Origin of the sequence: Streptomyces sp. NPDC007863 (assembly GCF_040633895.1) — a bacterium.
Lineage (GTDB): Bacteria > Actinomycetota > Actinomycetes > Streptomycetales > Streptomycetaceae > Streptomyces.
Window position 1 is genome coordinate 44,473 of sequence record NZ_JBEYEI010000008.1, and the last position, 22,172, is coordinate 66,644.

General features: G+C 70.7%; 23 protein-coding genes. 11 read left to right on the plus strand and 12 right to left on the minus strand.

The features are described from left to right. Nucleotides 1-29: 29 nt before the first annotated feature. Nucleotides 30-704, minus strand: a complete 675-nt coding sequence (locus ABZ621_RS14550) for a PadR family transcriptional regulator (protein ID WP_169094060.1) — start codon at nucleotides 702-704, stop codon at nucleotides 30-32. Nucleotides 705-1,085: 381 nt separating this feature from the next. On the opposite strand from ABZ621_RS14550, the gene ABZ621_RS14555 reads away from it, so the two are divergent. Together ABZ621_RS14555 and ABZ621_RS14560 are read left to right on the plus strand one after the other, a co-directional pair. Then, complete coding sequence (locus ABZ621_RS14555; protein WP_360604239.1) at nucleotides 1,086-3,926, plus strand: transglycosylase domain-containing protein; 2,841 nt, start codon at nucleotides 1,086-1,088, stop codon at nucleotides 3,924-3,926. A gap of 167 nt (nucleotides 3,927-4,093) precedes the next feature. Then, on the plus strand, nucleotides 4,094-5,635 hold the full coding sequence (locus tag ABZ621_RS14560; RefSeq protein WP_360604241.1) for a glycosyltransferase 87 family protein: 1,542 nt from the start codon (nucleotides 4,094-4,096) through the stop codon (nucleotides 5,633-5,635). A 24-nt stretch (nucleotides 5,636-5,659) separates the two neighbouring features. Here the strand turns inward: ABZ621_RS14560 and ABZ621_RS14565 are convergent, their stop codons facing one another. The 3 genes from ABZ621_RS14565 to ABZ621_RS14575 all read right to left on the minus strand — a co-directional run bounded on the left by ABZ621_RS14565 (nucleotide 5,660) and on the right by ABZ621_RS14575 (nucleotide 8,353). Next, a complete protein-coding gene (locus tag ABZ621_RS14565; RefSeq protein ID WP_360604243.1) occupies nucleotides 5,660-6,691 on the minus strand; it encodes an alanine racemase in 1,032 nt (343 codons plus the stop codon). 110 nt (nucleotides 6,692-6,801) lie between these two features. After that, on the minus strand, nucleotides 6,802-7,920 hold the full coding sequence (locus tag ABZ621_RS14570; protein ID WP_360604245.1) for a peptidoglycan bridge formation glycyltransferase FemA/FemB family protein: 1,119 nt from the start codon (nucleotides 7,918-7,920) through the stop codon (nucleotides 6,802-6,804). Nucleotides 7,921-8,038: 118 nt separating this feature from the next. Further along, nucleotides 8,039-8,353, minus strand: a complete 315-nt coding sequence (locus ABZ621_RS14575; RefSeq protein WP_360604247.1) for a hypothetical protein — start codon at nucleotides 8,351-8,353, stop codon at nucleotides 8,039-8,041. Between the two features lie 240 nt (nucleotides 8,354-8,593). Between ABZ621_RS14575 and rpsF the strand changes: the two genes are divergently transcribed. The 4 genes from rpsF to rplI all read left to right on the plus strand — a co-directional run bounded on the left by rpsF (nucleotide 8,594) and on the right by rplI (nucleotide 10,313). Continuing rightward, the gene (gene rpsF, locus ABZ621_RS14580) at nucleotides 8,594-8,884 is read left to right on the plus strand and encodes a 30S ribosomal protein S6 (protein WP_004950685.1); all 291 of its coding nucleotides are present in this window, start codon (nucleotides 8,594-8,596) and stop codon (nucleotides 8,882-8,884) included. 69 nt (nucleotides 8,885-8,953) lie between these two features. Then, nucleotides 8,954-9,553 (plus strand): single-stranded DNA-binding protein, encoded by a 600-nt coding sequence (locus ABZ621_RS14585; RefSeq protein ID WP_360604249.1) that lies wholly within the window; start codon nucleotides 8,954-8,956, stop codon nucleotides 9,551-9,553. A gap of 58 nt (nucleotides 9,554-9,611) precedes the next feature. After that, a complete protein-coding gene (gene rpsR, locus ABZ621_RS14590; protein ID WP_005315025.1) occupies nucleotides 9,612-9,848 on the plus strand; it encodes a 30S ribosomal protein S18 in 237 nt (78 codons plus the stop codon). A gap of 18 nt (nucleotides 9,849-9,866) precedes the next feature. Continuing rightward, nucleotides 9,867-10,313 carry a 50S ribosomal protein L9 gene (gene rplI, locus ABZ621_RS14595; RefSeq protein WP_360604251.1) on the plus strand — a complete coding sequence of 149 codons (447 nt, stop codon included), beginning with the start codon at nucleotides 9,867-9,869 and terminating at the stop codon, nucleotides 10,311-10,313. Between the two features lie 118 nt (nucleotides 10,314-10,431). Here rplI and ABZ621_RS14600 read toward each other — a convergent pair whose 3' ends face one another. After that, nucleotides 10,432-11,769 carry an MATE family efflux transporter gene (locus ABZ621_RS14600; protein ID WP_360604252.1) on the minus strand — a complete coding sequence of 446 codons (1,338 nt, stop codon included), beginning with the start codon at nucleotides 11,767-11,769 and terminating at the stop codon, nucleotides 10,432-10,434. 424 nt (nucleotides 11,770-12,193) lie between these two features. Between ABZ621_RS14600 and dnaB the strand changes: the two genes are divergently transcribed. Both dnaB and ABZ621_RS14610 read left to right on the plus strand, forming a co-directional pair. Continuing rightward, nucleotides 12,194-13,699, plus strand: coding sequence for a replicative DNA helicase (gene dnaB / locus ABZ621_RS14605; RefSeq protein WP_169094051.1), 1,506 nt, complete (start codon nucleotides 12,194-12,196; stop codon nucleotides 13,697-13,699). A gap of 37 nt (nucleotides 13,700-13,736) precedes the next feature. After that, a complete protein-coding gene (locus ABZ621_RS14610; protein ID WP_360604254.1) occupies nucleotides 13,737-15,119 on the plus strand; it encodes a serine hydrolase domain-containing protein in 1,383 nt (460 codons plus the stop codon). A 59-nt stretch (nucleotides 15,120-15,178) separates the two neighbouring features. Here the strand turns inward: ABZ621_RS14610 and ABZ621_RS14615 are convergent, their stop codons facing one another. The 3 genes from ABZ621_RS14615 to ABZ621_RS14625 form a co-directional block, all read right to left on the minus strand. Then, on the minus strand, nucleotides 15,179-15,631 hold the full coding sequence (locus ABZ621_RS14615; protein ID WP_360604256.1) for a GNAT family N-acetyltransferase: 453 nt from the start codon (nucleotides 15,629-15,631) through the stop codon (nucleotides 15,179-15,181). A gap of 28 nt (nucleotides 15,632-15,659) precedes the next feature. Next, entirely contained in the window at nucleotides 15,660-16,118 is a 459-nt protein-coding gene (locus ABZ621_RS14620; RefSeq protein ID WP_360604258.1) for a MarR family transcriptional regulator, read from the minus strand. A 157-nt stretch (nucleotides 16,119-16,275) separates the two neighbouring features. Further along, nucleotides 16,276-17,139: a GNAT family N-acetyltransferase gene (locus ABZ621_RS14625; protein ID WP_360604260.1), complete on the minus strand. Its 864-nt coding sequence runs from the start codon at nucleotides 17,137-17,139 to the stop codon at nucleotides 16,276-16,278. Between the two features lie 224 nt (nucleotides 17,140-17,363). On the opposite strand from ABZ621_RS14625, the gene ABZ621_RS14630 reads away from it, so the two are divergent. Then, entirely contained in the window at nucleotides 17,364-18,593 is a 1,230-nt protein-coding gene (locus ABZ621_RS14630; protein WP_360604669.1) for a globin domain-containing protein, read from the plus strand. Here the strand turns inward: ABZ621_RS14630 and ABZ621_RS14635 are convergent. The 4 genes from ABZ621_RS14635 to ABZ621_RS14650 all read right to left on the minus strand — a co-directional run bounded on the left by ABZ621_RS14635 (nucleotide 18,525) and on the right by ABZ621_RS14650 (nucleotide 21,210). Beyond that, nucleotides 18,525-19,004, minus strand: coding sequence for an NUDIX hydrolase (locus ABZ621_RS14635; RefSeq protein ID WP_360604262.1), 480 nt, complete (start codon nucleotides 19,002-19,004; stop codon nucleotides 18,525-18,527). The two genes, ABZ621_RS14630 and ABZ621_RS14635, sit on opposite strands and share 69 nt — an antisense overlap. Before the next feature lie 125 nt (nucleotides 19,005-19,129). Next, the gene (locus ABZ621_RS14640; RefSeq protein ID WP_360604264.1) at nucleotides 19,130-20,302 is read right to left on the minus strand and encodes a cystathionine gamma-lyase; all 1,173 of its coding nucleotides are present in this window, start codon (nucleotides 20,300-20,302) and stop codon (nucleotides 19,130-19,132) included. Further along, entirely contained in the window at nucleotides 20,299-20,817 is a 519-nt protein-coding gene (locus ABZ621_RS14645; RefSeq protein ID WP_360604266.1) for a low molecular weight protein-tyrosine-phosphatase, read from the minus strand. The genes ABZ621_RS14640 and ABZ621_RS14645 overlap by 4 nt, the downstream gene beginning before the upstream one ends. 9 nt (nucleotides 20,818-20,826) lie before the next feature. After that, complete coding sequence (locus ABZ621_RS14650) at nucleotides 20,827-21,210, minus strand: phage holin family protein (RefSeq protein WP_360604268.1); 384 nt, start codon at nucleotides 21,208-21,210, stop codon at nucleotides 20,827-20,829. A 50-nt stretch (nucleotides 21,211-21,260) separates the two neighbouring features. Here ABZ621_RS14650 and ABZ621_RS14655 point away from each other — a divergent pair, with 50 nt between their 5' ends. Then, entirely contained in the window at nucleotides 21,261-21,578 is a 318-nt protein-coding gene (locus ABZ621_RS14655) for a cupin domain-containing protein (protein ID WP_360604270.1), read from the plus strand. 170 nt (nucleotides 21,579-21,748) lie between these two features. Then, a complete protein-coding gene (locus ABZ621_RS14660) occupies nucleotides 21,749-21,967 on the plus strand; it encodes a DUF5326 family protein (protein ID WP_360604272.1) in 219 nt (72 codons plus the stop codon). Nucleotides 21,968-22,172 lie beyond the last annotated feature (205 nt).

A 22,172-nucleotide genomic window follows, 5' to 3' on the forward strand; every position in this document is an offset into this window, starting at 1 on the left:
GATCGTGGAAGCCCTGCTGGCGCAGGGTTTCACTTGGCGGTGTCGTCGGACGGATCCGGCCGGGTACTGCCCCCGTGCCGGGGCAGGCCGCCCGTCTCTCCAGAATCGTTGTCGTGCGGAGCGTCGGTTTCGGGCCGCTGGTCGCGTCCCGCCCGCTCGCTCTCGATGAGCTCGTTCAGCCAGCGCACTTCGCGCTCCACGGACTCCATTCCGTGGCGCTGGAGCTCAAGCGTGTAGTCGTCGAGTCGCTCGCGCGTCCGGGCCAGCGAGGCGCGCATCTTCTCCAGGCGCTCCTCCAGCCGGCTGCGGCGGCCTTCGAGGACCCGCATCCGCACTTCGCGCTCGGTCTGGCCGAAAAACGCGAAGCGGGCGGCGAAGTGCTCGTCCTCCCAGGCGTCGGGGCCGGTGTGGGAGAGGAGCTCCTCGAAGTGCTCCTTCCCCTCGGGCGTCAACCGGTAGACGATCTTGGCCCGGCGTCCTGCGAGTGACGAGGCGAGGGCCTCCTCGGGGGCGCTGCCCGGCTCCTCGATCAACCAGCCGTTGGCGACCAGCGTTTTGAGGCAGGGGTAGAGCGTCCCGTAGCTGAACGCCCGGAAGATGCCGAGCGAGGTGTTGAGGCGCTTGCGCAGCTCGTATCCGTGCATCGGGGCTTCGCGCAGCAGGCCGAGAACGGCGAACTCGAGGATGCCGGAGCGTCTGCTCATAGGTCGCCTCCTCCGCCCTGCGGTCCCTGTCCGAAACACTTATGCCGTGCTGATGTATCGACTCGATACATCAGCACGATAGAACGGCCCGAGAGGTCCGACAAGTGGAGGTGTGGTGACCGGCGTCACATCGTCAATTCACAGCGTGCGACTTGCCTGATTTGGGGTGAACTCCGGCGCAAGAGGGGTTTTGGCCGTGCGTAGTCTGTGCGGCATGCACACCACCGGGAACCAGGAGCCGCGCTGGGGCGTCAGTGCAGCGGGTGACCGGCTGCGGTACGAAAGGGGCCTCCGATGGGCTCCGGTCGTACGCATTTCGGGGGGACCGGAACTCAACTGCCGCTTCCAGGCGTACGCGCCTGCCCGAGGAGTAGTCGTTCGATGAGCGAGCACCGTCGCAGGATGCCGTCGCAGGAGCCGCCGACGGGCGGCCGCGCGGCGGCACGACGCGCCGCCCAGCAGCCGGTCGGCCGCAGGTCGGCCCCGGCCCAGAACCCCGGTGGCGGGACGCCCCCGTACGGATCGCCGGCCCCTTACGGGTCGTCCGACGCGTACGGGTCGTCCGGTTCCCACGGGGCCCCTTCCTCCCCCGGGGAGGAGGCACGTCCGTACGGTGGCCGCGCGGAGGCCCGGCGGGCCGCCCAGCGCGGTGGCCGCCGGCGCGGGCCCGCGGCCGGCCCCGGAGGACCGAACGGTCCCGGCGGCGGTGGCCGCCGGGGCGGAGGCGGCGGTGGCGGCGGACGCGGCGGGGGCCCGGGCGGTCGTCCGCCGGGCAAGAAGCGCCTGATCGACTACCCGCGGCACGACAAGGACGGCTGGCGTCGCTGGATGCCGTCCTGGAAGCTCGTCACGGGCACGTTCCTGCTCTTCGTGGGCCTCCTCATGGGCGCCTCGGTCATCGCGTACTCGCAGGTGGTCGTCCCCAACGTGGCCGACGCCGCGACCTCCCAGAACAACATCTACTACTGGGACGACGGCTCGCGGATGGTCGCCACCGGCGCCGGCGCGAACCGCCAGATCGTCGGCATCGACCAGATCCCGACGGTCATGCAGGAGGCCGTGATCTCGGCCGAGAACAAGACCTTCCGGGACGACTGGGGCGTCGACCCCATGGGCATCGGCCGCGCCGTGTGGAACATGGCGAAGGGCGGCGAGACCCAGGGCGGCTCGACCATCACCCAGCAGTACGTGAAGAACGGCCTGCTCAACGACCAGACGCAGTCCCTCTCCCGGAAGGTGAAGGAGCTCTTCATCTCCATCAAGGTCGGCAACGACCTGGAGAAGAACGACATCCTGGCCGGCTACCTCAACACCGCCTACTACGGCCGCAACGCCTACGGCATCCAGGCCGCCTCCCGCGCGTACTTCGACAAGGACTCCCGGGACCTCAACGCCTCCGAGTCGGCGGTCCTCGCCTCCGTGCTGAAGGGCGCGACGTACTACGACCCGGCCGGATACCCCGAGTACGACCCCAACGCCACCGCCGAGAAGAACCTGGCGCGCCTCACCGAGCGCTGGGCCTGGATCCTCGACGAAATGGTCAAGGACGGGAAGATCACGGCGGAGGAGCGGGCGAAGTACAAGACCCTGCCGAAGATCCAGAAGAGGAAGACGGACGCGCAGCTCAGCGGCCAGATCGGCTACCTGGTCGCGACCGCCAAGGCCAACTTCCGCAGCAAGTACGACATCAGCGAAGAGGCCCTGAACCTCGGCGGATACGAGATCCACACCACCTTCAACAAGAAGAAGGTGGAGGCGATGTCGGACTCGGTCAAGAAGGTCTACGACGAGTACATCGACGAGAAGAAGCGGCCGGAGGACGACACCCACGTCGAGTTCGGCGGCGCCTCCGTCGACGTCAAGACCGGCGCCATCGTCGCGATCTACGGCGGCCAGGACGCCACCAAGCACTACACCAACAACGCCGACACCACCGGTGCCCAGGTCGGTTCGACGTTCAAGCCCTTCGTGCTCGCCGCCGCGATGAGGGACGGCGTGCGCGACCCGGAGGGCGATGCGGTGCAGGACGCCTCCACGCGCACGCTGCTCGACCCCGACAAGAGCCGTTACTCCGGCAAGGACGACCTCAAGGTCCGCAAGTACGACGGCGAGATCTGGCACGACGAGAAGGGGAAGGAGTGGGAGCAGGACAACGAGGGCGACCGGAGTTACGGCAACATCAGCCTGCGCCGGGCGATGATCGTCTCCGCCAACTCCCCCTTCGTGCAGCTGGGCATGGACGTCGGCATCGACAAGGTGCGTGAGGCGGCCGTTGACGCCGGTCTGCGCCCCGACTCCCTGGTCAAGGGCGAGGTCCCGTCCTTCTCGCTCGGCATCTCCAGCCCGAGCGCGATCCGGATGGCCGGCGCCTACTCCACCTTCGCCAACGAGGGCGTGCGCAACGAGCCGTACTCGGTCACCAAGGTGGTCAAGGGCGGCAAGGTCATCTTCAAGCACGAGGGGGCCTCCAAGCAGGCGTTCTCCTCGGCCATCTCCTCCAACGTCACCGACGTGCTCCGCAGCGTCGTCGAGGACCCGGACGGCACCGGCAACAACGCGGCCATCCCCGGCCGCGACGTGGCCGGCAAGACGGGTACCACCGACGACAACATGTCGGCCTGGTTCGTCGGCTACACCCCGCAGCTCGCGACGGCGATCGACATGTACCGCTTCGACGACGACGAGACCAAGGAAGGCCGCGAGTTCCTGGAGATGTACGGCACGGGCGGCCAGAAGTCGATCCACGGTTCGTCGTTCCCGTCGCAGATCTGGAACGACTACATGACGGACGCCGTCGCCGACCTGCCGGTCGAGAAGTTCCCGAAGCCGGAGAAGCTCGCGGACGCCAAGGCGGTCTACGGCGGTGGCGCCACGCCCAAGCCGACGGCCACCCCGACGCCGACCGAGACGCCCACGCCGACCGAGACGGCCACCACCGCCCCGACGACGACTCCCCCGCCGACGCCCACCGACAGCGGCCGTCCGACGACCAAGGAGCCGAAGCCCGGCAAGACCACCTGCAGCATCTGGGACGGCTGGGACTGCAACGACACGGGCGGCGCCGACGGCGGATCGACCCAGCCGACGCCGACCGGCAGCACGGAGCCGACGCCGACGGGCACGACGACCGATCCGGGCGGCCCCGGAAACGGCGGCGGCAACAACAGCGGAGGCAGCGGCGGAGACCCGACCGACTCCTCCACCGGAAGCTTCTTCGACTGAGGCGGCCGACCCGGCCACCCGCCGGGAAGACCCGCCGGGCGACCGGCGCCACGAGGGCCGTCGCGCCCGCCCCGTACCCACGCGGTACGGGGCGGAGCGCGGCGGCCCTCCGCGTTGCCGTCCCGCGCACGGCCGGATTCCCAGGGGCGTACGGCAGGATGTCCCCCATGCCGAGCCTGAAGAAGACGAACGGCCCCCTCGACGACGCCCCTGTCGACGCCGCCCCCGTCGTCCCGCCCGTCGTCGCCCCCACCCGGCGCGACGAGGTGGCGGCCGCCGGCAGCGCGCTCATCGGCGGGCGGTACGGCCGCCGCGCCCTGCCCGGCAGCGGGCCCGCGGGCGGGCAGTTCACCCCGGTGCGGGTGATCGCGCTCGTGGCCATCGGCATGTTCGCCCTCGGCATGGTGCAGAAACTGCCCTGCTACAACTGGGCCTGGTTCCGCGGCACCACCTCCCAGTACACCCACGCCTGCTACTCGGACATCCCGCACCTCTTCGCCGGGCGCGGCTTCTCCGAGGGCCTGGTGCCCTACTTCGACCGGCTCGCCGGCGACATACCGTTCCTGGAGTACCCCGTCCTGACGGGGCTGTTCATGGAGGTGGCGGCCTGGCTGACGCCCGGTGGCGACCTCCAGGCCCGCGGCCAGGCGTACTGGCTCGTCAACTCCGGTCTGCTGATGGTCTGCGTGGCCGTCCTCGCGGTCTGTGTGGCCCGGACGCACCGCAACCGTCCCTGGGACGGTCTGCTCGTCGCCCTGGCGCCCGCCGTGGCCCTCACCGCCACCATCAACTGGGACCTGCTCGCCGTGGCCCTCACCGCCGCCGCGATCCTGATGTGGGCCCGCTCCCGGCCGCTCGCCGCCGGCATCCTGCTTGGCCTGGCCGTCGCCGCCAAGTTCTACCCGGTGCTCCTGCTGTGGCCGCTGCTGCTGCTCTGCCGGCGGGCCGGGCGCATGCGCGCCTTCGGTACCGCGCTGCTCGGCGCGGCGGGCTCCTGGCTGGTGGTGAACCTGCCGGTGATGCTCCTCGCGCCCGAGGGCTGGAAGCAGTTCTACCTCTTCAGCCGCGACCGGAACGTGGACTTCGGCTCGGTCTGGCTGCTCGTCAGCCAGCGCGCCGGGGAGACCATCCCGCCCGAGCGGGCCAACCTGTACGCGCTGCTGCTCCTGCTGCTCGCGGCGGGCGGGCTCGGCTGGCTGGCCTTCGCCGCGCCCCGGCGCCCCCGCCTCGCCCAGCTGGCGTTCCTGATGGTCGCCGCGTTCGTCCTCACCAACAAGGTCTACTCGCCGCAGTACGTCCTCTGGCTGGTGCCGCTCGCCGCGCTCGCCCGGCCGCGCTGGCGCGACTTCCTGATCTGGCAGTCCTGCGAGGTGCTGTACTACCTCGGGATCTGGATGTACCTCGCGTTCACCGGCAGCGGCAACAAGCAGGGACTGCCGCTGGACGGCTACCACTTCGCGATCGTGCTGCACCTGCTGGGCACGCTGTACCTGTGCGCCGTGGTCGTACGGGACATCCTCGCGCCCGAGAAGGACCCGGTCCGCAGGGACGGCGCCGACGACCCCTCGGGCGGCGTCCTGGACGGCGCCCGGGACGCCTTCGTGGTGGGCGGGGCCGCCCGCCCGGCCCGCCACGCGGCCCCCGAGCCCGCCGAGGGCGAACTCCTCGTGACATGGGGAACCCCCGGGGCCGAGGGCTCCCGGGGGTGATCCGACGACGCTCGGACGACCGGCTCAGCGCTCCACGAGCCGGTCGAACTGGGTCGTGGTGTGCCGCAGGTGGGCCACCAGCTCGTCGCCGACCTGCGGCTCCTGGGCGTCGGCCGGCACGAAGAGGATCGACACCTGCATGTGCGGCGGCTCGGCGAACCAGCGCTGCTTGCCCGCCCAGACGAACGGCGACAGGTTCCGGTTGACCGTGGCCAGACCGGCCCGGGCCACGCCCTTGGCGCGCGGCATCACGCCGTGCATCGCCTTCGGGGCCTCCAGGCCCACGCCGTGCGAGGTGCCGCCGGCGACGACGACCAGCCAGCCGTCCGAGGCCGCCTTCTGCTGGCGGTAGCCGAAGCGGTCGCCCTTGGCGACCCGGGTGACGTCCAGGACCGAACCGCGGTACTCGGTGGCCTCGTGGTCGCCCAGCCAGAGCCGGGTGCCGATCCGGGCGCGGAAGCGGGTCTGCGGGAACTGCTGCTGCAGCCGGGCCTGCTCCTCGGCCCGCAGATGGCTCACGAACATGGTGTGCAGGGGCAGCCGGGCGGCGCGCAGCCGGTCCATCCAGGAGATGACCTCCTCGACGGCGTCCGTGCCGTCCGGGCGGTCGAGCGGCAGGTGCAGGGCGAAGCCCTCCAGGCGCACGTCCTCGATCGCGGAGGCGAGCCGCGCGAGCTCGTCCTCGCGGACGCCGTGCCGCTTCATCGAGCTCATGACCTCGATGACGACCCGGGCGCCGACCAGGGCGTGCACCCCGTCGACGGAGGAGACGGAGCGGATCACCCGGTCCGGCAGCGGCACCGGCTCCTCGCCCCGCCGGAACGGGGTGAGGACCAGCAGGTCGCCGCCGAACCAGTCCTTGATCTTCGCGGCCTCGTACGTGGTCCCCACCGCGAGCATGTCGGCGCCGAAGCGGGCCGCCTCCTCGGCGAGCCGCTCGTGGCCGAAGCCGTAGCCGTTGCCCTTGCAGACCGGGATCAGACCGGGGAACTGGTCGATGACGGACTTCTGGTGCGCCCGCCAGCGAGCGGTGTCGACGTAGAGGGAGAGCGCCATGGCCGGCCCGGAACCTTTCTGATGGCTGCGGTGGGGGGTTTCGCAGGTGTGTACGAGACTCGCGGAACTACTCGTGGAACTACGAGGTTACGCAAGCCCCGCGGGGAGCGTCAGCGGCGCGACATGTAGATGTCGAGCGCCTTGTGCAGGAGCTTGTTCAGCGGGAAGTCCCACTCGCCGACGTACTCCACGGCCTCGCCGCCGGTGCCGACCTTGAACTGGATCAGACCGAAGAGGTGGTCGGTCTCGTCGAGCGAGTCGGAGATGCCGCGCAGGTCGTAGACGGTGGCGCCCATCGCGTAGGCGTCGCGGAGCATCCGCCACTGCATGGCGTTGGACGGCCGGACCTCGCGGCCGATGTTGTCGGAGGCGCCGTACGAGTACCAGACGTGGCCGCCGACGACGAGCATCGTCGCCGCGGAGAGGTTCACGCCGTTGTGGCGGGCGAAGTAGAGGCGCATCCGGTTGGGGTCCTCGTTGTTGAGGACCGTCCACATGCGCTGGAAGTACGAGAGCGGGCGCGGCCGGAACTTGTCGCGGACGGCGGTGATCTCGTACAGGCGCTGCCACTCGGCGAGGTCCTCGTAGCCGCCCTGGACGACCTCGACGCCGGCCTTCTCGGCCTTCTTGATGTTGCGGCGCCACAGCTGGTTGAAGCCCTTGAGGACGTCGTCGAGCGAGCGGTTGGCCAGCGGGACCTGGAAGACGTAGCGGGGCTGCACGTCGCCGAAGCCGGCGCCGCCGTCGTCGCCCTGCTGCCAGCCCATCTTGCGCAGCCGGTCGGCGACCTCGAAGGCCTGCGGCATGACCTCGGTGGCCTGCACGTCCTTGAGGCGCTTGACGTCCGGGTCCTGGATGCCGGACTTGATCGCGGCCGCGTCCCAGCGGCGGATGACGACCGGCGGGCCCATCTTCACGGAGAAGGCGCCCTGCTGCTTGAGGTGGGCCAGCATCGGCTGGAGCCACTCGTCGAGGTTGGGGGCGTGCCAGTTGATGACCGGACCCTCGGGGAGGTAGGCCAGGTAGCGCTTGAGCTTGGGGAGCTGGCGGTACAGCACCAGGCCCACGCCGACGAGCTCGCCGTTCTTGTCGAACCAGCCGAGGTTCTCCGAGCGCCACTCGGTCTTCACGTCCGCCCACGCCGGGACCTGGCAGTGGCTCGCGCCGGGCAGGCTCTGGATGTACGCCAGATGCTGCTCTCGGCTGATGGTCCTCAGGGTCAGGCTCATGTCGGGGCGCTCCTCGGCAGGTGTGTCCCCATCGGTCAGGGGCTCCGGCTCTCGCGCCGAAGCCTACTGCGACCGGGGAGCGCCCCGAAGGGCCACGTGGGCCCTGACGTGCTCGGCGTCAGCTGATCACGCCGCCGAAGAGCCCGCCGTGGGCCATCCCGAGGAAGAAGCCCACCGCCGAGGCGCCGAGTCCGACGATCAGGAAGAAGCGTTCGCGGGTGGTGACGGAGATGAACTGTCCGTAGGCCCCGGTCAGGATGCCGATCAGGCCCGACCACGAGCTGAGCAGGTGCAGGTTGTGGAACTGCGCCGTGACGAAGGACAGGATGCCCAGCGCCAGCGTGACGGCGAGCAGCGTGTCCACGAGCGGGTGGGGCTTGCCGTCCGTCGCGAAGAGGGAGTGGCCGGGGTCGGGTCGCATTGCCTGTGCCATGGGGCACCTCCTGGCGTGCCGTGCGGAGGGCGGCGCATCCTAGCGCCGCCGACGTCCGATGTGTACAGATTGCGTCCCCTCCCCGCCGGATTTCAACCGCAAGGCGATGTGCGGGTACTCTGTACGGTCTGCGCCGGTGTCTGCCCTGGTCCTGCCAGTCTGGACGCCGTCGCTCACGCATCACGACCCTCCTGCCACGGAACGACCGTGGCCGCTGAGTCCAAAGGAGGTGGGTTCCACATGCGTCACTACGAGGTGATGGTCATCCTCGACCCCGATCTCGAGGAGCGCGCTGTCTCCCCGCTGATCGAGAACTTCCTCTCCGTCGTCCGTGAGGGCAACGGAAAGGTCGAGAAGGTCGACACCTGGGGCCGTCGTCGTCTCGCCTACGAGATCAAGAAGAAGCCCGAGGGCATCTACTCGGTCATCGACCTGCAGGCCGAGCCTGCGGTCGTCAAGGAGCTCGACCGCCAGATGAACCTGAACGAGTCGGTCCTCCGGACCAAGGTCCTCCGCCCCGAGACCCACTGAGCTTCCGCTCAGAGGTAATCGGGTCCGAGTAGCAGCAAGCAGCCAGAAGCAACGCCGAGAGGTTCACCCATGGCAGGCGAGACCGTCATCACGGTCGTCGGCAATCTCGTCGACGACCCCGAGCTGCGCTTCACCCCGTCCGGTGCGGCGGTCGCGAAGTTCCGCGTCGCGTCCACTCCCCGCACCTTCGACCGTCAGACCAACGAGTGGAAGGACGGCGAAAGCCTCTTCCTGACCTGCTCGGTCTGGCGTCAGGCGGCGGAGAACGTCGCCGAGTCCCTTCAGCGGGGCATGCGCGTCGTCGTCCAGGGCCGTCTGAAGCAGCGGTCCTACGAGGACAACCAGGGCGTCAAGCGCACGGTCTTCGAGCTGGACGTCGAGGAAGTCGGCCCCAGCCTGCGTAACGCCACGGCCAAGGTCACCAAGACCACCGGCCGCGGTGGCCAGGGTGGCGGCGGCGGCTTCGGCGGCGGCGGTGGCGGTGGCCAGCAGGGTGGCGGCGGCTGGGGTGGCAACTCCGGCGGCGGCCAGCAGCAGGGCGGCGGAGCTCCCTCCGACGACCCCTGGGCCTCCGGCGGCTCCTCCGGCGGCGGCCAGCAGGCCTCCGGCGGCGGTGGCGGCTGGGGTGGCAACTCCGGCGGCGGCTACTCGGACGAGCCCCCCTTCTAGGGCCTGGCCCCGGAAGCAGCTCGTACCCCACACTTCTTGATCACACAGGAGAAACACCATGGCGAAGCCGCCTGTGCGCAAGCCTAAGAAGAAGGTCTGCGCGTTCTGCAAGGACAAGACCGCGTACGTGGACTACAAGGACACGAACATGCTGCGGAAGTTCATTTCCGACCGCGGCAAGATCCGTGCCCGCCGCGTGACCGGCAACTGCACGCAGCACCAGCGTGACGTCGCCACGGCCGTCAAGAACAGCCGTGAGATGGCGCTGCTGCCCTACACGTCCACCGCGCGATAAGGGAAGGGTGACCGAAAAATGAAGATCATCCTCACCCAGGAAGTCTCCGGCCTCGGTACGGCCGGCGACGTCGTCGAGGTCAAGGACGGCTACGCTCGCAACTACCTGGTCCCGCGTGGTTTCGCGATCCGCTGGACCAAGGGTGGCGAGAAGGACGTGGCGCAGATCCGCCGCGCCCGCAAGATCCACGAGATCGCGACCATCGAGCAGGCCAACGAGATCAAGGCCAAGCTCGAGGGCACGAAGGTCCGTCTGGCCGTTCGCTCCGGCGACGCCGGCCGTCTCTTCGGCTCCGTGACCCCGGCCGACGTCGCCACGGCGATCAAGTCCGCCGGTGGCCCCGAGGTCGACAAGCGTCGCGTCGAGCTCGGTTCGCCGATCAAGACCCTGGGCTCGCACCAGGTGCTCGTGCGTCTGCACCCCGAGGTTGCCGCGAAGCTCGGCATCGAGGTCGTTGCCGCGTAACGCTGCGCTCAGCAGTACGGATGGGCCGCTCCCCGCTGGGGGGCGGCCCATCCGCCGTTTCACGTGAAACATGCGCTTCTGGCTCTTTGCGGTGTTTCACGTGAAACACCGCCCTCGGTCAGCGGGTGGCGCCCGTGATGATCCAGCGGCCGGAGCGCATCCGGTACCAGAGGGTGGCCAGCCGGACCGTCATCATCAGCGTCATCGCCCACCAGAGCGCGGTCAGCCCGCCGCCGAGCGCGGGCACGAGCAGGGCGACCGGTGCGAAGACCGCCAGGGTGAGCAGCATCGCCCAGGCGAGGTAGGGGCCGTCGCCCGCGCCCATGAGGACGCCGTCGAGGACGAAGACGACGCCGGAGATCGGCTGGGAGAGGGCCACGACGAGCAGGGCCGGCAGCAGGGTGGACTGGACGGCGGGGTCGCCGGTGAAGAGCGGGATGAAGAGCGGGCGGGTGAGGACCAGCAGCAGTCCGAGGGCCACTCCGGAGACGACGCCCCACTGGACCATCCGGCGGCAGACCTGGCGGGCGCCCTCGGCGTCGTCGGCGCCCAGGTAGCGGCCGATGATGGCCTGGCCCGCGATGGCGATGGCGTCCAGGGCGAAGGCCATCAGGCTCCACAGCGAGAGGATGATCTGGTGGGCCGCGACCTCGGTGTCTCCCAGGCGGGCGGCGACGGCGGTGGCGATCATCAGGGCGGCGCGCAGCGAGAGCGTACGGACCAGGAGCGGGACGCCCGCCTGAGCCGAGGCCCGGATCCCGGCGGCGTCGGGCCGGAGCGAGGCTCCCTGGCGCCGGGCGCCACGGACGACCACGACGAGGTACGCGGCGGCCATGCCGCACTGGGCGATGACGGTGCCCCAGGCGGAGCCCGCGATGCCGAGCCCGGCGCCGTAGACCAGTCCGAGGTTGAGGGCGCCGTTGACCGCGAAGCCGCCGATGGCCACGTAGAGCGGGGTGCGGGTGTCCTGGAGTCCGCGCAGGACTCCGGTGGCGGCCAGGACGATCAGCATCGCGGGGATGCCCAGGAGGGAGATCCGCAGATAGGTGGTCGCGTGGGGGGCCGCGGTGTCGGAGGCGCCGAAGGCCTCGACCAGCCAGGGGGCCAGGGGGAGGGTGACCGCGATGAGGGCGAGGCCGAGGAGGAGGGCCAGCCAGATGCCGTCGATGCCCTGGCGGAGGGCGGAGGGCAGGTCGCCCGCGCCGACCCGGCGGGCGACGGCGGCCGTGGTGGCGTAGGCGAGGAAGACGAAGACGCTGACGAAGGTCGAGAGCAGGGCGCCGGCGATGGCGAGGCCCGCGAGTTGGGGGGTCCCGAGGTGGCCCACGATGGCACTGTCCACCATGAGGAAGAGCGGCTCGGCGACGAGGGCGCCGAAGGCCGGCAGGGCGAGCGAGAGGATCTCGCGGTCGTGCCGGCGCAGCGTGGCCTTGGAGCTCGTGGGGGCCTGGGTCATGAGGCCAATCTAATCGTCCACAGGTAAGTGATGCAATGTATGGGTGATCCTTACTTTCAAGGGGATCGGGGCTTCGGGTGTGGGCTGTTTGTTCTGATCGTGGCCCTGGCGCAAAAGTTTTTCTCCCCCACAGCCCGTGGATGGAAAAGGTGCAGGTCAGAGCGTGATCGGGGAGGGTCTTATGAGTTTGTCCACATGGCTGTCCCCCGGTCCGTGCACAGGATCCGGCGGCTTATCCACAGCATTGGGGGCTTCACCCACAGAGCCTGTGGATAACCAGATTGGCTGACGCCCCTCGCGGGCCTACCGTGGACCGGCGCCCGACGCGCCAGAACCGGACGCAAAAGCCACTCTTTGACCAAGGCCGTGGCGTAAGAAGGAGTGGCACGGCGAGGTCCGCTGAGCGGACGGGAAGAGGTGGCGGGTGAGCGTTCCCGAGCCCATGGACGACCCTTGGGCAGACGGCGGACCGAGCGACCGACTGCCCGTCCGCACCCGGGGCGAAGGGCGCGGTGAGGGCCGCGGCGAGGGCCGCGGGCGCGGCCGGGGCCGTGAGGAGCAGCACGAGCGCGGCAGTGACGGCCCCTGGGACGGCGGCCTCGTCGGCTTCGAACGGGTACCCCCGCAGGACCTCGACGCCGAGCAGTCCGTCCTCGGCGGCATGCTGCTCTCCAAGGACGCCATCGCCGACGTCGTGGAGATCATCAAGGGCCACGACTTCTACAAGCCCGCGCACGAGACCGTCTTCGGCGCGATCCTCGACCTCTACGCCAAGGGCGAGCCCGCCGACCCCATCACGGTCGGCGCCGAGCTCACCAAGCGCGGCGAGATCAACCGCGTCGGCGGCGCCTCCTATCTGCACACCCTCGTCCAGTCGGTGCCGACCGCGGCGAACGCCTCGTACTACGCGGAGATCGTCCACGAGCGGGCCGTGCTGCGCCGTCTCGTGGAGGCCGGCACCAAGATCACGCAGATGGGCTACGCGGCCGACGGCGACGTCGACGAGATCGTGAACTCGGCCCAGGCGGAGATCTACAAGGTCACCGAGCAGCGGACCACCGAGGACTACCTGCCGCTCGGCGACATCATGGAGGGCGCGCTCGACGAGATCGAGGCGATCGGCTCCCGCAGCGGCGAGATGACCGGTGTGCCCACCGGCTTCAGCGACCTCGACTCGCTCACCAACGGCCTCCACCCCGGCCAGATGATCATCATCGCGGCCCGCCCCGCCATGGGTAAGTCGACCCTCGCCCTGGACTTCGCCCGGGCCGCCTCGATCAAGCACAACCTGCCCAGCGTCATCTTCTCCCTCGAAATGGGCCGCAACGAGATCGCGATGCGTCTGCTGTCCGCAGAGGCGCGGGTCGCCCTGCACCACATGCGCTCCGGCACGATGACCGACGAGGACTGGACCCGGCTCGCCCGCCGCATGCCCGACGTCTCCCAGGCGCCGCTCTACATCGACGACTCCCCGAACCTGTCGATGATGGAGATCCGCGCCAAGTGCCGCCGGCTCAAGCAGCGCAACGGCCTCAAGCTGGTCATCATCGACTACCTCCAGCTGATGCAGTCCGGCGGTTCCAAGCGGCAGGAGAGCCGTCAGCAGGAGGTCTCCGACATGTCGCGAAACCTCAAGCTCCTCGCCAAGGAGCTGGAGCTCCCGGTCATCGCGCTCTCCCAGCTGAACCGTGGCCCCGAGCAGCGCACCGACAAGAAGCCGATGGTCTCCGACCTCCGTGAGTCCGGCTCCATCGAGCAGGACGCCGACATGGTCATCCTGCTCCACCGCGAGGACGCCTACGAGAAGGAGTCGCCTCGCGCGGGCGAGGCCGACATCATCGTCGGCAAGCACCGTAACGGCCCCACGGCCACCATCACCGTGGCCTTCCAGGGCCACTACTCGCGCTTCGTGGACATGGCACAAACCTGATCGTGCCGCGGCGGGGCGGCGGGGCATGATCGGTCCCATGACCTCAGCTTTCGAAGCCCTGCTGCCCACCACCGAGCGTTCCCTGCTGCACCGCGTGGCCCGCGCCCAGAGCGAGGGCCGCGCGCCGTCGTTCGTGGGGGCCGTCGCCCGCGGGGGAGCGATGGTCTGGAGCGGTTCCCGCAGCTGTGTCGACGGGCACGCCCCGGACGCCGACACGCAGTACCGGATCGGGTCGATCACCAAGGTGTTCACCGCCGTCCTCGTCCTCAGGCTGCGGGACGAGGGGCTGCTCGGGCTCGACGACCCGCTGGAGAAGCACCTTCCCGGCACCGGAGTGGGCGAGGCGACCCTCGCCCAGCTGCTCGGCCACACCGCGGGGCTCGCGGCGGAGACGCCCTCCCCCTGGTGGGAGCGGACGCCCGGATCCTCGCGGCCCGAGCTCTCCGACGTGCTGGGGGAGACGCCCGTCCTCCATCCGGCGGGCCGCACCTTCCACTACTCCAACCCCGGCTACACCCTGCTCGGCGCGCTGGTCGAGGCGGTGCGCGGGGTCTCCTGGGAGGAGGCGCTGCGCACCGAGATCCTGGAGCCGCTGGGCATGGAACGGACGACGGGGGAGCCGGTCGCCCCGCACGCCGGGGGCTGGGCGGTGCACCCCTGGGCCGATGTGATGCTTCCGGAGCCTTCCGAGGACCTCGGGGTGATGGGCGCGGCCGGCCGGCTGTGGTCGACGGCGGCGGACCTCTGCCGGTTCGGTGTCTTCCTCGCCGAGGGCGACGAGCGGGTGCTGAGCGCCTCCTCCGTCGCCGAGATGCGGGTTCCCGTGGGTCCGCCGGCCGTCGGCGATCCGCTGATGGGCTACGGCCTCGGTCTCCAGGTGGCCCGGAAGGAGAGCGGCACGCTCATCGGGCACGGCGGTTCCCTGCCCGGTTTCGTCGCGGGCCTCTGGGTCGACGTCGAGGAGGGCCTGGTCGGCGTGGCGCTCGCGAACGCCACGAGCGGTCCGCAGCCCGGGCTCGTCGCCACCGACCTCGTACGGATCGTGGCGGAGGCCGAGCCGCGGTTCCCGGAGCCGTGGCGGCCGCTGCCCGAGGTCGAGGTCGACCGGGAGCTCCTGGCATTGACCGGTCCCTGGTACTGGGGCACGTACTCCTACGCTCTGCGGCTCGGCGCCGAGCGCGGGCTCGTCCTGGAGCCCCTGCGCGGGCCCGGCCGAGGTGCCCGCTTCCGGGCGCTGCCCGAGGGCGGCTGGATCGGGCTCGACGGCTACTACGCGGGGGAGAGGCTCCGAGTGGTGCGGCGGCCCGACGGCGGCGTCAGCCACCTCGACCTCGGCTCCTTCGTCTTCACCCGGGAGCCGTACGAGCCCGGGGACGCGGTCCCGGGCGGTGTGGACGAGAAGGGGTGGCGGGGACTCTGAGCCGGTCCCGAGGACGCGGATGTCCGTGTTTCACGTGAAACACGGACATCCCCCGCAGATCAGAGCGCGAGCTTGAAGCCCACGTGGCTCGCCTCGAAGCCGAGTCGCTCGTAGAAGCGGAGCGCGTCGGTGCGGGTGACGTCGGAGGTCAGCTGGACCAGTACGCACTCCAGGCGCCGGGATTCGTCGATGGCCCATTCGACGAGCCGGGTGCCCAGGCCGCTGCCGCGTTCGTCGGCGTGGATCCGTACGCCCTCGATCAGGGCGCGGGTGGCGCCGCGCCGGGAGAGCCCGGGGATGACCGTCAGCTGGAGCGTGCCGACGACCCGCCCGCCGCGTGCGGCCACGACGAGGTGCTGGTTCGGGTCCTCCGCGAGCCGGGCGAAGGCGGAGAGGTACGGTGCCGGGTCGTCCGGGGACTCCCGCTGGGCGCCGAGGGGGTCGTCGGCGAGCATCGCGACGATGGCCGGCACGTCCTCGGTGGTGGCGGGACGGATCTCAAGATCGCTCATGCCCGCAGCGTAAGGGCCGGGCCGATCGTCAGACGGTGGCGGTCTCGCCTTCGAGGACATGGACCAGGGAGGCGAGCTCGGGGTTCTTCGCGGCCTCGTCCAGGGCCTCGCGCAGGGCCCGGTCGTTGGTGGGGCGGGCCTCCGCGAGGAGCTTCTGGCCGGACTCGGTGACATCGGTGTAGATGCCGCGCCGGTCGGTGGCGCAGAGGTAGCGGGTGAGCAGGCCCCGGTCCTCCAGGCGGGTGACGAGCCGGGTGGTGGCGCTCTGGCTGAGCACCACGGCGTCGGCGACCTGCTTCATCTGGAGGTGTCCGCCGGGCCCGTCGTGCTGGCGGCTGAGGACGTCGAGGAGCGAGTACTCGCGGGCGCTCAGACCGTGTCCGGACTCCAGGGCGCGCTCGATGTGGGACTCGATCCGGCCGTGCAACAGGGAGAGGGCGCACCAGCGCTGGGCGAGTCCGGTGAGGGCGGGGTCCGTCGCGGTCATGGTCTCTCCTCGTGCTGCTCCTGGTCGGTCGAGCCGCTCGGGATCCAGGGTAGACGATGATCCGCAATAGTGCGCGTCTGCAAGTATCGGCTCCCCGGGTCCCCGAGCAGGCCCCTGAAGACCGGCCCGCCCCTGAAGGTGCGGCCGCCCCTGGAGGTCAGCCCGCCGCGACGGTCAGCGGGGCGAACCGGCGGGAGGCGTCGCCCGGGAGGTCCGGGGCGGAGCGGATCATCATCGCGTTCTCGGCGATCGGGGCCAGGCCGTTGCCCTTGAGCCAGCCGAGCAGCTCGGTGTGGCGGACGTCGACGTCGGTGCGGAGCGGACGGTCCGTGGCTTCGGCCAGCGAGGCGACGAGCGCCTGGGCGGTGGCGGTGTCACGGGCGATCAGCGGCCCGACGACATGGGTGTCCATGTTGGGCCAGGCGGCGGCGAAGCCGGTGATCGCGCCGTCCTCGACGGCGACCCGCAGATGGTCGGCGAAGGCCGGGAGCCGGGTGATGAGCGGGGTCCGGTCCAGGCCGAAGATCTCGTGGTCGAGGCGGAGCACCTCCTGGAGGTCCTCCGCGGTGGCCGGACGGACCGCGACCGGAGGCGCGGGTACGGCGGCGGAGAAGCGCCCCTTCACCATCTCGGCACGGCCGATCTCGGTGAAGCCGAGCCCCTCGTAGAGCGGCTGCCCGTTCGGCGTGGCGTGCAGGGTGAGCGGGGTGTCCCCGGCCTGCTCCAGCACGTGGCGCATCAGTCGGCGTCCCACGCCCTGCCGGGCATGGTGCCCGTCGACGAGCACCATGCCGATGGCCGCGAGGCCGGGGCCGTAGGAGGTGACCACACAACAGGCGAGCAGTCCCTCGCCGTCCGGGGAGTCGATGCCGTACCCGGTGCCCGCGGTGAGGAGCAGCCCCCACTTGTGCTCCTCGCGGGGCCAGCCGCGGTTCTCGGAGAGATCGGCGCAGGCCAGGAGATCGGTGGGGTCGAGACGCCGGATGGGGAGCTGGGCGAGGGCGGTGGGGGAGATCGGCATGACGGCCAGGCTCTCCGACGGGGTGATCTGCCGTCCAGAGGTTTTCGGACCCGTCCAGAGGTTTTCCGTCGGTGTTTCACGTGAAACACCCGTGCGCGCCGAAAGAGTGGAGCCTAGTCCGCAACCCCGCCCTTTGGCCCGAGAACACCGCTTTCCGCCCGAAGTCCCTCCGTCGGCCGCCATGCTGCGAAGACGGAAGCCGGCTGCATGAGGCGAGGCACATGATGGATGGTCCGACCAGCATGACGGGCGGGACGGGGGCCCGAATATCAGAGCCCTCCCCGGATGCGGTGCTCGTCCGTCGCACCCTTGAGGAGATCGCCCCGGTCGCCGACAAGGTGACCTCGTACTTCTACGCGCTGCTCTTCATCCGGACCCCGGCCCTGCGCGAGCTGTTCCCCGCCGCGATGGACACCCAGCGGGACCGGCTGCTCAAGGCCCTGCTCACGGTCGCCGAGCGGATGGACGACAGCGCCTTCCTCGTCGAGTACCTGGGCCATCTCGGCCGGGGACACCGGAAGTACGGCGTCGAGGCGGCCCATTATCCGGCGGTCGGCGAGGCGCTGATCGGCGCGCTCGCGCGGTACGCGGAGCGGAGCTGGGACGGGGAGACCGAGGCGGCCTGGGTCCGGGCGTACACGGCGATCTCGCAGCTCATGATCGACGCGGCCGCCGAGGACGAGACGAAGGCGCCGGCCTTCTGGCAGGCCGAGGTGGTCTCGCACGATCTGCGGACCCCCGACGTCGCCGTGCTCACCCTGCGGCCCGACGCGCCCTACCCGTTCCTCGCCGGGCAGTTCACCACGCTGGAGACGCCCTGGTGGCCGCGCGTCTGGCGGCACTACTCCTTCGCCTCGGCACCCCGGCCGGACGGACTGCTCACCCTCCATGTGAAGGCGGTCCCGGCGGGCTGGGTCTCCGGGGCGCTGGTCCACCGGGCCCGGCCCGGGGACGTGCTCCGGCTCGGCCCGCCGGCCGGCTCCATGACGGTCGACCACGCCGCCGACACCGGGCTGCTCTGCCTGGGCGGCGGGACCGGCATCGCGCCGATCAAGGCGCTGGTCGAGGACGTCGCCGAGCACGGTGACCGCAGGAAGGTCGACGTGTTCTACGGCGCCCGCAGCGGCCACGACCTCTATGACATCGACACCCTGCTGCGGCTCCAGCGGACCTTTCCGTGGCTCGCCGTCCATCCCGTCACGGAGGCGCAGGGCCCGCTGCCGCAGGCCGTCCGCGCGGCGGGCCCCTGGACCGAGCGGGACGCCTATCTCTCGGGCCCGCTCGGCATGGTGCGGGAGGGCATCGACGTGCTCCGCGGCTCGGGTGTCCCCACCGAGCGGATCCGCCATGACTTCCTGGCGGAGCTCGCCACGGTGGGGGCCGGGTCAGCCGAGGTCGGGGGCGTGCATGGCGCGGACGCCCTCGATGTTCCCGTCGAGGTAGTGGCGCAGTGAGAGCGGCACCAGGTGGACGGCGGCGATCCCGACGCGGCTGAAGGGCACCCGGACGATCTCGTACTCGCCGACCGGTTCGTCCATCTCGGGGCCGTGCCGGAGGCCGAGGTCCATCGACTCCAGGCGGCAGACGAAGAAGTGCTGGACCTTCACGCCGGAGACCCCGCCGTCGACGATGTGCTCGACGGTGTCGACGAAACAGGGGACCACATCGACGATCTTGGCGCCGAGTTCCTCGTGCACCTCGCGGTGCAGGGCCTCGACGACGGTGGAATCGGAGGGCTCGACGCCGCCACCGGGCGTCAGCCAGTAAGGATCCATCCCCGGTTTGGTGCGCTTGATGAGGATGAGGTCGTCTCCGTCGAGCAGGATGGCGCGTGCGGTGCGCTTGACCACGGGCCGTTCGGTCATGGGAAGAAAATGGCCCGTTCCCGTCGGGCTGAAACGCATCACTCCCCCGCGATCCGGAACCGGCGCCGCGCACCGTGACGCGGGTGCGCGGCGGGCCGGTCCCGGTTCCGCTTCCGGAGGGGCCGCTAGCCGACGGCCTTGCGCGTCGCGTCGAGGGCCCGCAGCACGTCGGCGATCAGGTCCTCCGGGTCCTCGGCGCCCACGGAGAAGCGGATGAAGCCCTCCGCGACGGCGTCCCCGCCCCAGCGCCCGCGCCGCTCGGCCGAGGAGCGCACCCCGCCGAAGCTGGTGGCGTCGTCGACCAGGCGCAGTTCCTCCAGGAAGCGTTCGGCCCAGGCGCGGTCGGCGAGCTCGAAGGAGATGACCGAGCCGAAGCGGCGCATCTGCCGCGAGGCGATCGCGTGCGAGGGGTCCTCCGGGAGCCCGGGGTGGCGCAGAGCGGTCACGTCGGGGTGCTCGGCGAGGACACGGGCGAGTTCCAGGGCCGTCGCGCACTGGCGGTCGATCCGCAGCTGGAGCGTGGCCAGCGAGCGATGGGCGAGCCAGGTCTCCATGGGCCCGGGGATCGCGCCGACGACCTTGCGCCAGCGCCGTACCTCCGCGGCCCGCAGCGGGTCGCGGCAGCTGACGTGGCCGAGCAGCACATCGCCGTGGCCGGTCATGCCCTTGGTGTCGCTGGCCACCGAGAAGTCCGCGCCCAGTTCGAGCGGGCGCTGGCCGAGCGGCGTGGCGAGGGTGTTGTCGACGGCGACGAGCGCCCCGCCGGCGTGCGCCGCGGCGACGAGCCGGCGGATGTCGCAGACGTCGAGCCCGGGGTTGGACGGGGTCTCGATCCACAGCAGCCGGGCGCCGTCGAGCACGTCGAGCTGGGCGTCGCCGCCGGTGGGCGCGGTGCGCACCTCGATCCCGTACGCGCGCAGCTGTTCGTGGAGGAGCGGCAGGGCCTGGTAGCCGTCGGACGGCAGGACGACGGCGTCGCCGGCGGAGAGCTGGGAGAGGAGCACGGCGGAGATGGCGGCCATGCCGGAGGCGAAGACCACGGTCTCGACACCGGTCTCGCCGGGCGCCTCCAGGGTGCCGATGGCCCGCTCCAGATGGGTCCAGGTCGGGTTCTCGTCACGGCCGTAGGTGTACGGGCCGGTGGGTTCGCCCGGCAGGTGGAAGTGGGCGGCGAAGACCGGCCCCGGAAGGGTCGGCTCGTGCTTCACGGGCTCGGGCAGCCCGGCCCGCACGGCGAGCGTCCCGTCGCCGGGCCCCTCGTCGGGGTGGCGCCGTTCCTGAGGGATCAACGGGTTCACGTGGTCCTTTCCATGCTCTCGTCCCCCCGACGTCTCTCCCCGATTCCGGCGCGGACGGCGGCGAGGAGTCCCTCGCTCGCGGCCTCGGCCATCTCCAGGCATTCCTCGAAGCCCTCAGGCCCGCCGTAGTAGGGGTCGGGGACGTCCAGCGCGTCCCCGGCGGCGGGGTCGTACGAGCGGAGCAGCCGGATCTTCGCCGCCTCGTCGGGGGTGCGGGCGAGGCGGCGGAGCTCCCGGACGTGGCCCTCGTCGAGCGCGATCACCAGATCGAGGTCGGGGAACCAGGAGGCGCGGAATCGACGGGCGGTGTGGGCGGAGGTGTAGCCGTGCTCCTCCAGGACGGCGACGGTGCGCGGGTCCGCCGCGTCGCCCTCGTGCCAGCCGCCGGTGCCCGCGCTGTCCACCTCGACCGCCCCGCCGAGGCCGGCCTCCTCCACGCGCGCGCGGAAGACGTGCTCGGCCATCGGGGAGCGGCAGATGTTGCCGGTGCAGACGAAGCAGACGCGGTAGGTCATGGCGGTCGCTCAGTCGCCGTCCGGGAGGAGCACGTTGAGCGCCCACGAGACGACGGAGATGACCAGGCCGCCGAGGATGGCGGTCCCGAAGCCGTCCACGTGGAAGCTGAGGTCGAACTGTTCGGCCAGCCACGAGGTGAGCAGCAGCATCAGGGCGTTGACCACCAGGGTGATCAGGCCGAGGGTCAGGATGAAGAGGGGCAGCGTCAGCAGCTTCACGATCGGCTTGACCAGGAAATTGACGAGGCCGAAGACGAGGGCGACGAGCAGCAGGCTGCCGATCGCCTTGGCCGTGATCTCGTCGTCACCGGTCAGCGTGATGCCCTCGAAGAGCCAGATCGCCACGGCGAGGGCGCCCGCGTTGGCGAGCGTCTTGACTAGGAAATTCTTCATGTGTCTGATCGTGGCAGAGACCATCGGGCTGAGGGCAGGGGCGAACGGCAGTGAAGGCATTCCGGCTGGACGAACTCGAGGCGGAGCGCCTCGCCAACCAGGGGGCGTACCTCCAGTTCCTGCGTGAGCGGAACATGTCGGTGGGGCTGTACGGGCTCGACGCGGGCGAGCTGGACCCGCAGTCGCCGCACGCTCAGGACGAGGTGTACTTCGTGGTGTCCGGGCGGGCGGCGATCACCGTCGGGGAGGAGACGACGCAGGTGGCGCGGGGCAGCGTCGTCTATGTGCCGGCCGGGGTGCCGCACCGCTTCCACCACATCAGCGAGGACCTGCGGGTCCTGGTGGTCTTCTCCCCGCCGGAGGCGTGAGGGCGCCGGCGGCTCGCGGACTCTCCGGGCCGGACCCCTGGTTCCCCTAGGGGGTGGATCAGGGGAGAGCCCGGGCTTCCGGGGCCCCGCCGGGCCGAGTGCCCCGCCTAGCCTTGAAGCGTCGGGGACGAAGGGTTCCGGACAGGGCGTCGAGAGCGAAGGAGCGCGCCATGGCCGTACAGGAGATTCTCGCGGGGCTGCCGTGGTGGGTGAAGTGGGTCGCCATACCCGCTCTGGTCCTGCTCGTCTTCGGCGGCGTCATCACCAGCATCCTGACCTTCGTGATCAGCGTGCTGTTCAAGGTGCTGCTGTTCGTCGCGCTCGTGGCCGGACTCATCTACGCCGTACGGAAGTTCGGCACCCCGTCGAAGTCGGATCGCGACTGGTAGCACAAGCTACTCATCGGTATTCAGCGTCTGCCGGGCGTTAGCCCGGCAGAGGGAACGCGCTGGTGGAAACGGGGTGAGGGGCGAGGACAAGCCACTAGAGTGGCAGATCTCCGCCGAGTCGGGGACTACGGGCGTAGATCTCCGGCAGACCAGCGGTTTCCCGCTCGTCCCTGAGGGGTCCGTCCATCGGACCCCATAGGCGTCC

What these genes read in the sequence shown, in the direction of transcription:
- ABZ621_RS14620 (WP_360604258.1), bottom strand. Translation starts at nt 16,118, where the DNA reads ATGACCGCGACGGACCCCGCCCTCACCGGACTCGCCCAGCGCTGGTGC.
- ABZ621_RS14575 (WP_360604247.1), bottom strand. Translation starts at nt 8,353, where the DNA reads ATGGCACAGGCAATGCGACCCGACCCCGGCCACTCCCTCTTCGCGACG.
- ABZ621_RS14615 (WP_360604256.1), bottom strand. Translation starts at nt 15,631, where the DNA reads ATGAGCGATCTTGAGATCCGTCCCGCCACCACCGAGGACGTGCCGGCC.
- ABZ621_RS14650 (WP_360604268.1), bottom strand. Translation starts at nt 21,210, where the DNA reads ATGAAGAATTTCCTAGTCAAGACGCTCGCCAACGCGGGCGCCCTCGCC.
- ABZ621_RS14570 (WP_360604245.1), bottom strand. Translation starts at nt 7,920, where the DNA reads ATGAGCCTGACCCTGAGGACCATCAGCCGAGAGCAGCATCTGGCGTAC.
- ABZ621_RS14560 (WP_360604241.1), top strand. Translation starts at nt 4,094, where the DNA reads ATGCCGAGCCTGAAGAAGACGAACGGCCCCCTCGACGACGCCCCTGTC.
- rpsF (WP_004950685.1), top strand. Translation starts at nt 8,594, where the DNA reads ATGCGTCACTACGAGGTGATGGTCATCCTCGACCCCGATCTCGAGGAG.
- ABZ621_RS14630 (WP_360604669.1), top strand. Translation starts at nt 17,364, where the DNA reads ATGGATGGTCCGACCAGCATGACGGGCGGGACGGGGGCCCGAATATCA.
- rpsR (WP_005315025.1), top strand. Translation starts at nt 9,612, where the DNA reads ATGGCGAAGCCGCCTGTGCGCAAGCCTAAGAAGAAGGTCTGCGCGTTC.
- ABZ621_RS14600 (WP_360604252.1), bottom strand. Translation starts at nt 11,769, where the DNA reads ATGACCCAGGCCCCCACGAGCTCCAAGGCCACGCTGCGCCGGCACGAC.
- rplI (WP_360604251.1), top strand. Translation starts at nt 9,867, where the DNA reads ATGAAGATCATCCTCACCCAGGAAGTCTCCGGCCTCGGTACGGCCGGC.
- ABZ621_RS14565 (WP_360604243.1), bottom strand. Translation starts at nt 6,691, where the DNA reads ATGGCGCTCTCCCTCTACGTCGACACCGCTCGCTGGCGGGCGCACCAG.
- ABZ621_RS14645 (WP_360604266.1), bottom strand. Translation starts at nt 20,817, where the DNA reads ATGACCTACCGCGTCTGCTTCGTCTGCACCGGCAACATCTGCCGCTCC.
- ABZ621_RS14635 (WP_360604262.1), bottom strand. Translation starts at nt 19,004, where the DNA reads ATGACCGAACGGCCCGTGGTCAAGCGCACCGCACGCGCCATCCTGCTC.
- ABZ621_RS14660 (WP_360604272.1), top strand. Translation starts at nt 21,749, where the DNA reads ATGGCCGTACAGGAGATTCTCGCGGGGCTGCCGTGGTGGGTGAAGTGG.
- ABZ621_RS14585 (WP_360604249.1), top strand. Translation starts at nt 8,954, where the DNA reads ATGGCAGGCGAGACCGTCATCACGGTCGTCGGCAATCTCGTCGACGAC.
- ABZ621_RS14555 (WP_360604239.1), top strand. Translation starts at nt 1,086, where the DNA reads ATGAGCGAGCACCGTCGCAGGATGCCGTCGCAGGAGCCGCCGACGGGC.
- ABZ621_RS14550 (WP_169094060.1), bottom strand. Translation starts at nt 704, where the DNA reads ATGAGCAGACGCTCCGGCATCCTCGAGTTCGCCGTTCTCGGCCTGCTG.
- ABZ621_RS14625 (WP_360604260.1), bottom strand. Translation starts at nt 17,139, where the DNA reads ATGCCGATCTCCCCCACCGCCCTCGCCCAGCTCCCCATCCGGCGTCTC.
- ABZ621_RS14610 (WP_360604254.1), top strand. Translation starts at nt 13,737, where the DNA reads ATGACCTCAGCTTTCGAAGCCCTGCTGCCCACCACCGAGCGTTCCCTG.